Below are 14,818 nucleotides of genomic sequence, written 5' to 3'. Positions count from 1 at the left end.
GAGCACTTTATTCATGTGAATTAAGTGCTCTTTTTTTGTGATAAGGTGTGTTTTAATGAATGACATGGGGGAGTATTGGCGAAAGAATACTAATCGCATTTCTTCATTTTAGACTAAAGGTACTTTTATTAAATAAGGGGTTGTGAAAGCTGTAATACTTTTTTTTAAGAAGTAATTTAATATGATTTATAATGTATTTTTCGGACATAATAAAGGTTTGTTTACTGGAAGGTATGCAGAGAAGATGTCTTTATCAATGAAATGAAACGTTGAGTAAAACTTCTTTTATTATGTTTTGTTCAGCTAATTTGAAAGTGAATTATGGAGTTTGTTATCGGTAAAAGTAGGAGTACAGCACTTGAAATTTGGAGTATTAAAGTGTTCATTTAAATGTATACTTCGAAAAAAATGTATAGAATATTTGTGGTGTCTGTATTAGTTACGTTTGTAAAAACCTTGTGATTTTATTCTAAAACACTTGCTTTTTAAAGCAAATGAATACTTCAAAGATTCAATTTTAACACTTGTAATTTAACTTTATGTAAAGTATATTATTATTTTTAAAATCAAGTAGTTATGTTTTGTTATAACTAAAAGTTATCAGTGTAAATAAGTACTTTTTGATGTAAAAAAGTCAATTATTATACACTATTTTAAATTTTGGTTTTACTTAAAGCTTAACATTAAGTAATCGCTTGTAATGGCAGTGTATATCGAAGCCTTATTAATAGCCTATTATTTTGTACACCTTACGATTTACCATTACCTTTATAGTACTTATAACTAAGATTACAGATAATGGCTAAAATTGTTCTTAAGAGAAAAAAGGCTATAGTAGATAGACATAGAAATTATATTATTTTTTTAGATGGTGAAAAGTTATGTTCTATTTCAAATGGTGAAGAAGTAACATTTGATGTTGCTCCAGGAAAACATATTTTGAGTGGAAAAATAGATTGGAACTCATCCAATGCTATCGTTTTTGAGATTAAAGATGAGCACACTATTTTGTTTACAATTAGAGGGTGTAATCCTCTACTTGCACTTTATTATACATTTGCTAAACCCAGCAAATATTTAAAACTTAAAAAACAAGGATACCTATAATCGGAGTATATTTAATTTCCGTTGGATACTAAGGAATAGATGTCATAAATTCTCTTTATTTTTGTGTGCAGTTAAAATGATTTTTCAAAATCGCTGCTTAGTTAAATTTGAATTTATGACAAAAATGAAAGCGTGGATTAACGCTGCAAGATTGAGAACACTACCGCTCTCTGTTTCGGGTATTATTGTTGGGTCAGCATGTGCTTTCCCTTTTTTTACTTCCAATGCTAATTTTCTTAGCATATTTTTATTCGCAATATTGACAACGCTTTTATTGCAGATACTATCAAATTTTGCTAATGATTACGGAGATGGTGTCAAGGGAACTGATAATGAAACGCGTGTAGGACCACAACGCGCTGTGCAAAGTGGGTTGTTGTCAGCTGCTCAAATGAAGAAAGGGGTAATCGTAACCTCTTTACTATCTCTACTATCAGCTTTAGTTTTGATTTACATATCGTTTGGAAAAGATAATTTTCTTACCTCTCTTTTCTTCTTTGTTTTAGGAGTTAGCTGTGTCGCTGCGGCAATTAAATATACTGTTGGTTCAGGAGCTTATGGATATAAAGGATTAGGAGACTTATTTGTATTCATTTTCTTTGGGCTTGTAAGTGTACTCGGTAGTTTCTATTTGTACGGTCAAGTTTTTAGCTACTGGGTAATCCTACCAGCATTAGCTGTGGGAAATTTGAGTATTGCTGTGTTGAATATTAATAATATGCGTGATTTAGATTCAGATAAGCTTGTTGGTAAAAATACACTTGCAGTAAAATTAGGTCGATCAGGAGCAAAGCAATATCATTATTTTATTATTGTATTTGCCCTAATAGCATTTATTGTATACGCATTGTATTCCAACTTTTCTTATTATCAATACTTCTTTATCGTCGCTTATATTCCATTTATAAAACACTTGATATTTGTTAAGAATAACACCTTGCCAAAAGAATTAGACTCACAAATGAAGATAGTTGCTTTATCAACTTTTTTTGTTTCCGTTTTATTTTCTTTAGCTTTAATCCTTTAAAATAATTAGAATATGAAAATTACTTACTTCGGACATGCTTGCTTAGGTATAACGATTGATGATATCAATATAATTGTTGACCCATTTATTACGGGTAATCCTTTGCCTGCAGCTAAACAAATTGACGTTAATGCTATCAAAGCAGATTACATTCTTTTAACGCACGCGCATGGAGATCACATCGCAGATGTAGAGTTGATTGCGAAGAATAATCCCGATGTTGTAGTGGTGTCAAATGCGGAAATTGCCGGCCATTTTGAGGCAAAAGGGTTGCAAGCTCATCCGATGAACCACGGTGGTAGTTGGACATTTGAGTTTGGAAAAGTAAAGTACACGCCTGCTATTCACTCGAGTTCTTTTCCAGATGGTAGCTATGGGGGACAACCAGGGGGATTCGTGATAGAGAGCAAGAACAAGAATGTCTATATCGCTGGAGATACTTCTTTGACAATGGACATGAAATTAATTCCTCTTTTTACACAATTGGATTTAGCTATTTTACCTATTGGAAGCAACTTTACTATGGATATTGATGAAGCGGTAATTGCTTCTGATTTTGTAGGTTGTGACAAAGTTATGGGTTATCACTTTGATACTTTTGGTTATATCGAGATAGATCACGAAGAAGCTAAGAAGAAGTTCTTTGAGAAAGGAAAAGATTTAATGTTATTGGCTATTGGAGAGAGCCTAACTTTGTAGTTTATGATAGAAGCATCGTATGAACGCTATATTTTAGATTTTAAGAGACCATCAGGTACCTCGAGGGGTATTCTTACCCAAAAAGAAACATGGTTGCTTAGAATTAAGGAAAATAACAAAATTGGAATAGGAGAGTGCGGGATACTGCGCTCTCTTAGTTTTGATGACCGATTAGGATATGAAGAAAAACTCCAATGGGTAGTTGAAAATATAGCTTTAGGTAAAGAGGTGTTATGGGAACAACTAAGAGAATGGCCGTCTATACAGTTTGGAGTTGAGCAAGCTTTCTTATCACTTGAAGCTTCAGATCCTTTTATTCTTTTTCCATCTGCTTTTACTGAGGGAAGAAAGGCCATTGACATAAACGGCTTAATTTGGATGGGTGAGCACGAGTATATGAAAGAGCAGATTGACGAGAAATTAAATGCTGGATTCAAATGCGTTAAGCTGAAGATAGGGGCAATTGATTTTGAAAAAGAAGTTGATTTACTGCGCTATATTCGATCGCATTTCTCTGAAAAAGAGATTGAATTAAGAGTTGACGCTAACGGAGGATTTACGCCTTTAGAGGCCTTGGAAAAGTTAGAAGTATTGTCTGAATTCAAATTGCACAGTATTGAGCAGCCTATTAAGCAACGTCAGTATGAGCAAATGGCAGAGTTATGTAAAAAGACTCCTTTGCCTATTGCTTTAGATGAAGAATTGATAGGGGTGATTAACATAGAAGATAAAGCGAGGTTGTTAGATGAGCTTAAACCTCAATACATTATCTTAAAACCAAGTTTAGTTGGCGGTTATAGAGGTAGTGAGGAATGGATTGCTTTAGCTCAAGAGCGAAATATAGGATGGTGGATTACCTCTGCCTTAGAAAGTAATATTGGTTTGAATGCTATTGCACAATGGACTTTTACACTTAAAAATAGCTTGCCGCAAGGCTTGGGAACAGGAGCTTTGTATACAAATAATTTTGATTCACCTTTGGAAGTAAACCAAGGTGCTTTGTGGTACAATCCTACTGTACAATGGAATGTGCCATAAGAACATTCATAATAAAGGGTATTACCAACAATTATTGAGGATATAAATCTATAAAAATCAAAAGGTAATTACTAAAATAGTGTATTGATAGCAATAAAAAACAAGGCTTATAATCATCGTTATAAGCCTTGTTTTTTTATGATTTTCTATATTCATCTGGTGCTACACCAACATACTTTTTAAAGAAACGCGAAAAATACGAATTGTCTTTAAAACTTAGTTTATAGGCAATTTCACTTGCAGACATATTTGTATTGACTAAGAGTCTTTTGCTTTCAAGAAGTATTCTTCCTCTAATTAGTTCTCCCGCTGATTGACCTCTTACTTTTTGACAGACAGCATTTAAGTAATTTGGTGTGACATATAGTAATTCGGCATATTCTTTTGGAAAACGCAACTCATAAAAGTGTTTTTCTACCAAATATTCAAATTGCTTGACAAGGTTACTTGGTTGCAACTGACTATAAGTAAAATTATCATCGTGTTCATAGTGCTTTTTACAAAGTAAGAAAAGCTCAAGTAAGTAAACGCGTATCAGATTTTGATCTGTTCCTTTTTGAAGGTGTACTTCGTAATTTATCTTGTCAAAAATATTTAGTATAGTAGAATAGTAACTGTCAATACTCAATAGAGATTCATTGTCTATATCTAATCGAAAGAAAGGCAGATTATCGATAAACTGGCTATCTGATAGAAACGAAGCAAAAAAATCCTTTGTAAAGTTAATGATGAAACCTTGGGTGTGTTCGTTAAAATCCCAACGGTGTACTTGGCCAGGATTGATGAAAAATAGATCTCCTTTCTTTACATTGTAGTTTTTATAGTCTATAAAGTGTTCTCCTTCACCCCCCGTTATGAAAAGGATTTGATAAAACAAGTGCTTATGTGCGACAGAGACAACATTGTTTCTCAATGATAAAACGTGTTGCAAATCGAAAATAACGCAATCCTGAGCAATGTTTTCTTGATCTAATAAATCGCAACTATTAAAACGGGGTATCTTTTTCATACTATTCTACTTTTCTCAATTAAGATTAAGAATTACGAATATAAAATTACTAAAAAATATATATTGTTGCTATCAATGGTATAAAATTGTATAAATTATTACTAAAAATTATAAGTGTTGCATAAAAGTGCTAAATAATGTCCATAAATAAGTAATTAAGGAACAATGGAATCATTTCTCAATAAAAAAGATTGTCTTTATTCCTTTTTTTCTAATAGTTAAAGTACTAAAACAAAAAAGGAACAAGAGTTTAACTCTTATTCCTTTCTTGTTTTATTTTCTTACCATAGGGATTAACCATCTTATTCCTGCTACGATTTGATTTTCGTGTTGATCGGAGAGATGTGATAATTCTCTTTCAAAACTTTGGTTTTGGTATATATAGGCTGTAAATAACCTTAAATCCTTAAAGAGGTTTTGATCTTGTAAAGGATAGTATTCTAAAGCTGCTTGAAGGTTGACTTGAGAATAAGCATAGTTATTGGTTAAATCTTTCCTTTTGTTGTAAATACCTCTAATATAGGGAACAAATTTATTGATCTTGTATTTAGCACTTAGAGCAAATGAATTATCTCTAACTTCAGATACGCCAATATCTTCAATATTTACCAAGTCACTATAGTTTAAGTTTCTTGTTCCATAAATCCAATCTGATTCAAAAATCCATTTCCCTAAGTGAAGCTGATTACCGATTGTAGCCCAATTATAGTATTTTGAACTATCATGTTGCATCAAAGAGTAGCCGTATCTGGTTCTTAATTTGTCATTGAATAGTTTTCCTTCCCACAATAACATATAAGAATACGCCTTATTTTTATATTCTGGAGTTGTAAAAACTTCTGTAGGACTACTTATCTGGAAAGTAAATTTATGTTTATTCATATAGTACATGAAATTTACCCCAGGGCTGTATACTTCAATATCATTTGTCACAATGGTGTACATGTATAATTCTGCACCATTGTAATCAATATCAAAAGACCCCCAGTTTGTAAATAGTTTACCTGCTGAGATTGCCCAGTTGTCATTGATATGATATTCCAGGAAGGCAAACTCTAATGCGTCTTTACTTTCTTTCGCATTAAAACTATATCGAAAATTAAAATCAACCTTATTGAACAATTTAGTTGTTAAGTAAATCCTTGTTTGATTCACTTGAAATTGACTTAGTTCTGTTTGGGTAGGAGTGAAGACATTTTTATAATCATATCTCGTATCCAAGTAAAGATTAAAGTCGTTTACCACTTCACTTTCGGGAAGTTTAAAAATACTCTTTTGGTTGAAATCTTGCGCAATTGCTTTACTTCCTATAAGGGATAGGAAAGAAAATAACAGTAGTTTATTTCTCATGGATGCTTTCTTTTTTTGCAAAATAGTGATTTTATAAACAATATTGGCTATAATTATGTATTTAAAGTTGCAAATAACGGATTTTGTTTGAGAAAAATATATTAACTATCTGTTAATTAGTGCTTTTCGTTTTTGGTTAGTAGTCAAATAAAAAACCGCCCTTTCTCCGAAGAAAAATGACGGTTTTTTTCAAACAAACTAAACCAAATTGTCTGTATCCTAAATTAGAATACGTATTCGTTTGCGTCTACTAATTTTGATGCAATAGTTTCTCTTAGTGCATTTACATTAGGTAGGTTCACATATTTTGTAAATCTGCGTAGCCCCATTAACATTACACGTTGTTCATCACCTTCAGCGAAAGAAGCGATTCCTTCTTTACCTTTTAATCCGATGATGTCTACAGCGTGGTATAAGTATAATTGAGCCATAGCGATTTGCTCTTTAATATTTTCTTCTCCTTTTAACTTCGCTAATTTCTCTGTTCTAAGGATAGCACTTTCTGCCATATAGATTTCAATTAGCATATCAGAAGCTGCCATTAATAAAGCTTGGTGTTTTTCCAAATCTGGACCGAACTTTTGAACAGCACTACCAGCTACCATTAAGAAAGCTTGTTTTAACTTGCTGATCATCTCTTTTTCTTCAGCGAATAATTCAGAATAATCTGGTACATCAAAGCTTGGGATACTCATTAATTCGTCAGCTACTTTCATAGCAGGACCTAATAAATCTACATGTCCCTTCATTGCTTTTTTAATCAACATCCCTACAGTAAGCATGCGGTTGATCTCGTTTGTACCTTCGTAGATACGTGAAATACGAGCATCTCTCCATGCGCTTTCCATTGGTGTGTCTTCTGAGAATCCCATACCACCGAAGATTTGGATTCCTTCATCTGCACAAGCTTGTACGTCTTCTGATACAGCAACTTTTAGGATAGAACACTCGATAGCAAATTCCTCTACACCTTTTAGCTCAGCTTCTTGATGTGTGTTTCCTTCTGCAATACGTTGATTGATTCTCTCCTCAATAGCTGCCGCCGCTCTGTATGATGCAGCTTCACCTACATAAGCATTAGTTGCCATCTCAGCTAATTTCGTACGGATAGCTCCGAAAGATGAGATAGGAGTTTTAAACTGAATACGCTCGTTTGCATATTTAACTGATTGCGTGATTAAACGACGTTGAGAATCTAAACAAGCAGCTGCTAATTTGATACGTCCTACGTTTAATGCATTCATCGCAATTTTAAATCCATTACCTCTTTCAGAAAGCATATTCTCTACTGGAACTTTCGTATCGCTAAAGAATACTTGACGAGTAGAAGAAGCTCTAATACCCAATTTATGTTCTTCTTCTCCTAATGTAATTCCGTTACTTGGATCGTTTTCTACGATAAACCCAGTAATGTTTTTGTCATCTTCGATACGTGCGAATACGATGAATACATTACAGAATCCAGCGTTAGAGATCCACATTTTTTGTCCTGTGATAGAGTAGTACTTACCATCCGCTGATAATACAGCTTTTGTCTTTCCTGAATTAGCATCTGATCCTGCATCTGGTTCTGTTAAACAGTATGCACCAAACCACTCTCCTGAAGCTAATTTAGGAACGTATTTTTTCTTTTGTTCTTCGTTTCCGTATAGTGTAATTGGCATTGTCCCAATTCCTGTGTGAGCACCGAATGCAGTTGAGAATGAACCCGTCGCTCCAGAAATATAATCACAAACTAACATTGTAGAGATGAATCCCATTTCTAATCCGCCATAAGCTTCTGGTACAGCAACTCCTAATAAACCAAGTTCACCAGCTTTACGCATAGTTTCCTCAGTGAATGCGTAGTCTTTTTTCTCGAAGCGCTCTTTGTTAGGCCATATTTCTTTGTCGATAAATTCTTTTACAGATTCACGCATCATTATTTGCTCTTCTGTAAAATCTTCAGGAGTGAAAATGTTTTCACATTTCGTTTCTTTTACTAAGAATTGACCTCCTCTTACGATATCTTTACTCATGTTTATTTTCTTTATTGGTTAATAGCTTTATTATAATAATTCATAGATTCCTGCAGCACCTTGTCCTGTACCTACACACATTGTTACCATTCCGTATTTAGAACCTCTGCGTTTCATTTCATCAAATAACTGAACGGATAGTTTTGCTCCTGTACATCCTAATGGGTGACCTAATGCAATAGCTCCACCGTTTACGTTTACAATATCAGGGTTGATACCTAACTCTCTAATTACAGCCAAAGATTGAGAAGCAAAAGCCTCGTTTAATTCAAAAAGATCGATATCTTTTAACTGTAATCCTGCTTGTTTTAATGCTTTTGGAATTGCTTTAACAGGTCCTATACCCATGATGCGTGGTTCTACACCAGCTGCAGCATAGTTTACCATGCGTGCGATAGGTTCTATGTTTAGCTCTTTTACCATTTCTTCTGACATCACCATCACGAAAGCAGCCCCATCACTCATTTGAGAAGAGTTACCTGCTGTTACAGATCCATCTGCAGCGAATACAGGTCTTAGTTTTGCTAAGGCTTCGATAGAAGTACCAGCTCTTGGTCCTTCGTCTTTAGTCACTGTATATGATTTACTATCTTTTTTTCCTTTTTCGTTAATGAATACTTCATTAATGGTAATAGGAACGATTTGATTGTCAAATTTCCCTTCTGCTTGTGCTTTTAAAGCTTTCATATGTGAGTTAAAGGCAAACTCATCTTGATCTTCACGAGAAACTTTGAATTGATTAGCTACAGCCTCAGCTGTCAATCCCATTCCCCAGTAGTAATCTTCATTTCCTTCTTTTGCTACACCGTAGTCAGGTGTTGGTTTATATCCTCCCATTGGGATATAACTCATACTCTCTGCACCACCTGCGATGATACAGTCAGCCATACCTGCTTGTATTTTAGCTACAGCCATACCGATAGTTTCTATACCAGAAGCACAATATCTATTTACAGTTACTCCAGGTACGTCATCTACTTTTAATCCCATTAGAGAGATTAGACGAGCCATATTTAGTCCTTGCTCAGCCTCAGGCATTGCGTTTCCTACCATTACATCATCGATGCGAGTTTTGTCAAACTCTGGTAGTTTACTCATTAAATATTCAATAGTCTCAGCAGCCAGTTCATCCGGTCTTTTAAATCTGAATACACCCTTAGGCGCTTTACCTACTGCCGTTCTATATCCTTGTACTATATATGCGGTTTTCATATTCTTTGTCGTTTTAATTGGTTAAAGATTAGTTTCTTAATGGTTTACCATTTTTCAGCATGTATTGGATTCTCTCCAGCGTTTTGCGTTCACCACATAGTGATAAGAAAGCCTCTCTTTCAAGATCTAATAAATACTGTTCAGTCACTAATGTAGCTTCTGATAAGTCTCCTCCTGCCATTACATAAGCCAGTTTGTTAGCGATCTTGCGATCGTGCTCAGAGATGTATTTACCAGCCATCATACTGTCAGTTCCTACTAAGAACATACCTAAAGCCTGACGACCAAGTACTTTAATATCTTTGCGTTTAGCCGGTTGTGTATATCCCGCTTGTGCTAATACTAAAGCTTCGCGTTTAGCTTGTGCCAATTGTAAATCTTTGTTTACAACCACTACATCTTTTCCTTTTTGCAATATATTTAAGTCAAAAGCCTCTTGTGCTGATGTAGCTACTTTAGCCATACCGATAGTTAAGAAGTGCTCTTGCAGTGTATTTAGCTCTACATCATTTTTGCGGTATAGATCAGACGCTCTTACGGTCATCTCTTTAGAACCACCTCCACCAGGGATAAGTCCTACACCGAATTCTACTAATCCGATATATGTCTCTGCGGCAGCTACTACTTTATCGGCGTGTAAGCTTAGCTCACATCCACCACCAAATGTCATTCCATGAGGAGCAGCAACTACAGGAATACCTGAGTAACGCATTTTCATCATTGTATCTTGGAATGTTTTAATAGCGATATTTAACTCATCCCAATCTTGCTCTGCAGCCATCATGAAGATCATCATCAAGTTCGCTCCTACAGAGAAGTTGCTACCTTGGTTACCTACTACTAATCCTTGGAAGTCTTTTTCAGCGATTTCAACAGCTTTGTTTAATCCTGCTAAAACACCACCACCGATTGTATTCATCTTTGAGTGGAACTCTAAGTTTACGATACCATCACCTAAGTCGATTAATGAAGCTTCACTATTACCCCATACTTTATTAGATGTTCTAATATTGTCAAGGATAATGAAGGCATCTTGTCCAGGAATAGGTTCAAAAGTTTTTGTGTTTTGGTTGTAGAACAGTTTTTTACCATTCTCCACTTTATAGAAACTCTTCGCTCCAGAAGCTGCCAATTCTTTAACCCAATCAGCTACTGTGTAACCTTCTTTTTCGATTAAAGCGATTCCCTTTTCAAGGCCTACTAAATCCCAAGTTTGGAATGGACCATATTTCCACGCATATCCTGTACGCATAGCATCATCGATAGGGAATAGGGTGTCAGTGATTTCTGGAACACGTTGAGAAACGTATGCAAATAAAGAAGCAAAGTGTTTTCTGATTAATTCACCTGCTTTAGTTTGGTCTGCTAATAATAAAGCTAATTTAGCTTTCGTACCACCAGCTTGTTTTGCAGTTTCAAGAACAGCTATTTTAGCACGTTCTAATGGACGGTATTCTAATTTCTCTAAGTCTAAAGCAAAGCGATTAGTTTTACCTTCTTTATCTACTTCTTTGTAGTAGAATCCTTTTCTTGATTTGTCACCTAAGAATTTATTTTCTAATAGGAAGTTAAGCGGTTTGCTATCTTTAACTTCTTGAATCATAGCGTCTGCAGGGCAGTTTTGCTTTAATCCATTCGTTACGTTAACAGCGGTATCTAATCCTACTAAATCTCCTAGTTTAAAAGTACCTGTTTTAGGACGTCCTAAGATAGATCCTGTCAGTGTATCAGCTTCCTCGATAGTTAACCCTATTTCTTGAGCTAATTGCATTACCATTGCCATAGAGTAAACCCCTACGCGGTTACCGATAAACCCAGGTGTGTCTTTACACAATACTGGCGTTTTACCTAAGTAAAGACTACTGTATTTTTGGAAGAATTCGATTACCTCAGGAGCCGTTTGTGGTCCAGGGATAATCTCGAATAATTGTAAATATCTTGGAGGGTTGAAGAAGTGCGTTCCACAGAAGTGTTTTTGGAAATCTTCTGAACGGCCCTCTACCATTAGTTTCATTGGAATACCAGAAGTGTTAGAAGTAATTAACGAACCTGGTTTTCTGTATTTCTCGATTTGTTCGAATACTGATTTTTTAATATCTAATCTCTCGATTACAACTTCGATTACCCAATCACAATCTTTGATCTTCACTAAGTCATCTTCTATATTCCCAGTCGAAATGCGAGAAGCAAATGCTTGAGAATAGATTGGAGCTGGTTTAGATTTCAAAGCATTAGCTAAATGAGTATTAGCAATTTTGTTGCGTACTGCTTTGTGTTCAAGTGTTAAACCTTTCTTCTCTTCATCAGGAGTTAATTCTCTTGGTACAATATCAAGAAGTAATACCTCTAGTCCAATATTAGCAAAGTGACAAGCAATAGCAGATCCCATTACTCCAGATCCTACTACGGCCACTTTCTTTATTAATCTTTTCATATTTAGTTATTCTTTGGTTTATACTTAATTCTACTTGTTGTTAATCTTCTTCGAAAATACTCTTGTTACTTACTAAAGTATTCACTATGTCAGTCACTTCGAAAAAATGTTTTAATTTTTCTTCTGATACAGAAGACAGTACTTTTTCATTAAATCGCTTCACTTTCTCTTTTGACAATTCTCTTTTCTCTATTCCTAAAGGAGTAAGCTTAATAATTACGCCACGTCCATCATTGGGATTTTTCTCTCTGGTGATTAATCCGTGTTCTTCCATCTTCTTTAATGTACGCGTAAGACTTGTTGCTTCCATTCCCATATTTGGGCCTAATAGAGTAGAAGAGGTACCTTCTCGATCTATACTTAACAAAGCAAAAGCTAAGGACATCGTAGCGTCATATTTAGAAGCTTCTTCATTATACATTCTTGCTACAGCTTGCCAAGTTGCTCTTAGTACATAGTCAATTGTTTTATTTTTCATACCAGCTTTGTGTTTTTCAAATATAAAAAAAAATAGTATGCACGCATACTATTCTTAATTTATTTACCTTTTATAGTAAAATTTTAACATTTACCCTCTGTAAATCTTTTCGTACAAATCGTGGTATTTTGCTAAAATTATCTTTCTTCTCAGTTTTAAAGTAGGAGTAAGGTGTTCACTGTCAATGCTCCATACTTCAGGTGTAAGTTCAAATTTTTTCACTTGCTCCCATTTTCCGAACTTTTTATTGATGTGATCGATTTCTTTGGCGATGCGCTCAATTACTTTCTCATTCTTAACAAGTTCTTCATCTGTCGTACCAATATTGATGCGTTTTCTTCGAGCCCATTCGCGAATAAACTCGAAATTTGGTTGAATAAAGGCAGCAGGCATTTTTTCTCCCTCCCCGATAACCATGATTTGTTCAATAAAACGAGAGTGTTTCATTGTATTTTCGATCATTTGAGGAGCGACATATTTACCTCCAGAGGTCTTAAACATTTCTTTTTTGCGATCAGTAATATGCAAGAACCCATCTTCATCAATCTTACCAATATCTTCCGTGTGGAAGTAGCCATCTTTAATCACAGATTTAGTCTTTTCTTCATCTTTGTAATAACCCAACATAACATTAGGTCCTTTGCAAAGAATTTCACCATCTTCTGCTATTTTTACTTCTACATTACTGATCGGTTTTCCTACTGTTCCTGCTCTCATTCCTCGGTTTCGCTTGTCATTTACAGCAATTACAGGAGAAGTTTCAGTTAGACCATAGCCTTCTACTACAACTATACCAGCAGCGTTAAATACACGAGCTAATCTCGGTTGTAAAGCAGCACTACCAGAAACAATCAGCTTAATATTACCTCCAAGGGCTTCAACCCATTTTTTAAATACTAATTTTCGAGCAAACCCCAATTGTAGGTTATAGAAAAATCCTCTGTCATAAGGTTGGTATTTAAAACCAAGTTCTAATGCCCAAAAGAAGATTCTCTTTTTTAGTCCTGTCAAAGCTGACCCAGTAGTGAAAATCTTGTCGTACACTTTTTCAAGTAAACGCGGTACAACAGTCATGACGTTAGGCTTAACTTCTTTTAAGTTATCTCCCATCTTATCGATAGACTCTGCATAATATATTGCTACACCATTAAATTGGTATAGGTAGATCAACATGCGTTCAAATACGTGGCAAATTGGAAGGAAACTCAACGATCTGTATTTTTCATCTCTTGTAAAAGGGATTCTATCTGCACTACCTAAAGCGTTTGATAAAATATTATTGTGAGATAACATTACTCCTTTAGGTTTTCCTGTAGTACCAGAGGTGTATATTAAAGTAGCTAAATGATCTGGAGTTATAGTATCCTTAATGCGATCTACTTCAGCTTGATTGCTTTTATCTTCACCTAAAGCAAGTAGTTGGTCAAAGTTTTTACATCCGTCGATTTGATCAAAAGAGCATATATCAATGATAAGCGGTAACTGATCTTTAACGGATATTAATTTTTCATAGACTTCAATGTCAGAAACAACACAGTATTTTGCCTCTGAGTGACTTAAAATATACTGATAATCTTCTGCTGAAATTGTCGGATAAATAGGGACATTTTGTGCACCTATTTGCAAAATTCCAATGTCGAGAATATTCCAATTCGTATGATTTCTATTGGTTATAACAGCAATTTTATCATTCTCTTTTATACCTAAGCGAAGTAAAGCCCTTGAAATAGCATTTGCTTTATTTACATATTCTTCAGAAGATGTTTTTACCCATTCTCCATTTACTTTTGTAACAAGTGCATCAGATAGGGGAAAGTGATCTCTTTGAAGATAAGGTATATCAAATAATCTTGTAGGATCAATCATGTTTTAATTAATTAGCTATTGCAAAGTACAAAAAAAATATAAGATTCCATCAAATTAATGTGTACTTGACATTTTTATCTTATTTTATTTGCTATTCTCTTAGTCGAAATTCTTCTAAACTATATTATTCGTTTTTTTAATTCTTCTGATTTTAAGTGGATTCAACCAAGGTCTTATCATTGATTCAAGCATCTTTAATTGATAAAAAATGTACTCATTACTGAAGAGATTCTCGTATTCTGTAGTCTATATGAAGGGTGTTTTTGCCTTTTGACGGTTATTTTTTAGTAAAAATTAAGGGTGAATCACTTAATCAAAGTACTGCGTAGTCAGTTTTGTTTAGTTGTATTTGAATTATCGCTTTGTATTGGATTGGTAATTTACGATCTTACAATTGCTTGATGTAGCAAGTCAAGGTTTCCTATCAGTTGTTTTTACCTACTACAGTTATTGCGTAGGGATGTATTTTTTCACAAAGGTTAGTGCAACTCAACTTTCTCAATAGGCAACCAAATACAGAGATATTCTACAAAGTTTCTTGGGGGTTGGCTTGCACTTTCTTCGGGTTTGTTAGGGGGGG

At 34.6% G+C, this 14,818-nt stretch carries 11 protein-coding genes; 4 read left to right on the top strand and 7 right to left on the bottom strand.

Annotated elements, in window-relative coordinates; translation table 11 throughout:
• The first annotated feature begins 798 nt into the window (after positions 1–798).
• The 4 genes from GOQ24_RS13930 (at position 799) to GOQ24_RS13915 (ending at position 3,871) form a co-directional block, all read left to right on the top strand.
• Entirely contained in the window at positions 799–1,107 is a 309-nt protein-coding gene (locus GOQ24_RS13930) for a hypothetical protein (RefSeq protein ID WP_155092536.1), read from the top strand.
• 115 nt (positions 1,108–1,222) lie between these two features.
• Positions 1,223–2,134 (top strand): 1,4-dihydroxy-2-naphthoate octaprenyltransferase, encoded by a 912-nt coding sequence (gene menA, locus GOQ24_RS13925; protein WP_155092535.1) that lies wholly within the window; start codon positions 1,223–1,225, stop codon positions 2,132–2,134.
• A gap of 12 nt (positions 2,135–2,146) precedes the next feature.
• Positions 2,147–2,833 (top strand): metal-dependent hydrolase, encoded by a 687-nt coding sequence (locus GOQ24_RS13920; protein ID WP_155092534.1) that lies wholly within the window; start codon positions 2,147–2,149, stop codon positions 2,831–2,833.
• Positions 2,834–2,839: 6 nt separating this feature from the next.
• Entirely contained in the window at positions 2,840–3,871 is a 1,032-nt protein-coding gene (locus GOQ24_RS13915; protein ID WP_160339973.1) for an o-succinylbenzoate synthase, read from the top strand.
• Between the two features lie 136 nt (positions 3,872–4,007).
• Here the strand turns inward: GOQ24_RS13915 and GOQ24_RS13910 are convergent, their stop codons facing one another.
• The 7 genes from GOQ24_RS13910 to GOQ24_RS13880 form a co-directional block, all read right to left on the bottom strand.
• Positions 4,008–4,880: a helix-turn-helix domain-containing protein gene (locus GOQ24_RS13910; protein ID WP_155092532.1), complete on the bottom strand. Its 873-nt coding sequence runs from the start codon at positions 4,878–4,880 to the stop codon at positions 4,008–4,010.
• A 273-nt stretch (positions 4,881–5,153) separates the two neighbouring features.
• On the bottom strand, positions 5,154–6,230 hold the full coding sequence (locus tag GOQ24_RS13905) for a porin (protein WP_155092531.1): 1,077 nt from the start codon (positions 6,228–6,230) through the stop codon (positions 5,154–5,156).
• 224 nt (positions 6,231–6,454) lie between these two features.
• Positions 6,455–8,248, bottom strand: a complete 1,794-nt coding sequence (locus tag GOQ24_RS13900) for an acyl-CoA dehydrogenase family protein (RefSeq protein WP_155092530.1) — start codon at positions 8,246–8,248, stop codon at positions 6,455–6,457.
• 30 nt (positions 8,249–8,278) lie between these two features.
• Positions 8,279–9,460, bottom strand: coding sequence for an acetyl-CoA C-acyltransferase (locus GOQ24_RS13895; RefSeq protein ID WP_155092529.1), 1,182 nt, complete (start codon positions 9,458–9,460; stop codon positions 8,279–8,281).
• Between the two features lie 28 nt (positions 9,461–9,488).
• The gene (locus GOQ24_RS13890) at positions 9,489–11,894 is read right to left on the bottom strand and encodes a 3-hydroxyacyl-CoA dehydrogenase/enoyl-CoA hydratase family protein (RefSeq protein ID WP_155092528.1); all 2,406 of its coding nucleotides are present in this window, start codon (positions 11,892–11,894) and stop codon (positions 9,489–9,491) included.
• Between the two features lie 40 nt (positions 11,895–11,934).
• Positions 11,935–12,372, bottom strand: a complete 438-nt coding sequence (locus tag GOQ24_RS13885; RefSeq protein ID WP_155092527.1) for a MarR family winged helix-turn-helix transcriptional regulator — start codon at positions 12,370–12,372, stop codon at positions 11,935–11,937.
• A 90-nt stretch (positions 12,373–12,462) separates the two neighbouring features.
• Positions 12,463–14,238, bottom strand: coding sequence for an AMP-dependent synthetase/ligase (locus GOQ24_RS13880; RefSeq protein WP_160339972.1), 1,776 nt, complete (start codon positions 14,236–14,238; stop codon positions 12,463–12,465).
• Between the last annotated feature and the right edge of the window lie 580 nt (positions 14,239–14,818).

The sequence above is a fragment of the Myroides sp. LoEW2-1 genome, from assembly GCF_009767705.1.
Taxonomy (GTDB): Bacteria; Bacteroidota; Bacteroidia; order Flavobacteriales; family Flavobacteriaceae; genus Flavobacterium; species Flavobacterium album_A.
This window is presented reverse-complemented; position numbering and strand designations above follow the sequence as displayed.

Coding starts and splice junctions, on each gene's coding strand:
- GOQ24_RS13900 (WP_155092530.1), bottom strand. CDS start 8,248: ATGAGTAAAGATATCGTAAGAGGAGGTCAATTCTTAGTAAAAGAAACG.
- GOQ24_RS13880 (WP_160339972.1), bottom strand. CDS start 14,238: ATGATTGATCCTACAAGATTATTTGATATACCTTATCTTCAAAGAGAT.
- GOQ24_RS13920 (WP_155092534.1), top strand. CDS start 2,147: ATGAAAATTACTTACTTCGGACATGCTTGCTTAGGTATAACGATTGAT.
- GOQ24_RS13890 (WP_155092528.1), bottom strand. CDS start 11,894: ATGAAAAGATTAATAAAGAAAGTGGCCGTAGTAGGATCTGGAGTAATG.
- GOQ24_RS13910 (WP_155092532.1), bottom strand. CDS start 4,880: ATGAAAAAGATACCCCGTTTTAATAGTTGCGATTTATTAGATCAAGAA.
- GOQ24_RS13885 (WP_155092527.1), bottom strand. CDS start 12,372: ATGAAAAATAAAACAATTGACTATGTACTAAGAGCAACTTGGCAAGCT.
- GOQ24_RS13930 (WP_155092536.1), top strand. CDS start 799: ATGGCTAAAATTGTTCTTAAGAGAAAAAAGGCTATAGTAGATAGACAT.
- GOQ24_RS13905 (WP_155092531.1), bottom strand. CDS start 6,230: ATGAGAAATAAACTACTGTTATTTTCTTTCCTATCCCTTATAGGAAGT.
- GOQ24_RS13895 (WP_155092529.1), bottom strand. CDS start 9,460: ATGAAAACCGCATATATAGTACAAGGATATAGAACGGCAGTAGGTAAA.
- menA (WP_155092535.1), top strand. CDS start 1,223: ATGACAAAAATGAAAGCGTGGATTAACGCTGCAAGATTGAGAACACTA.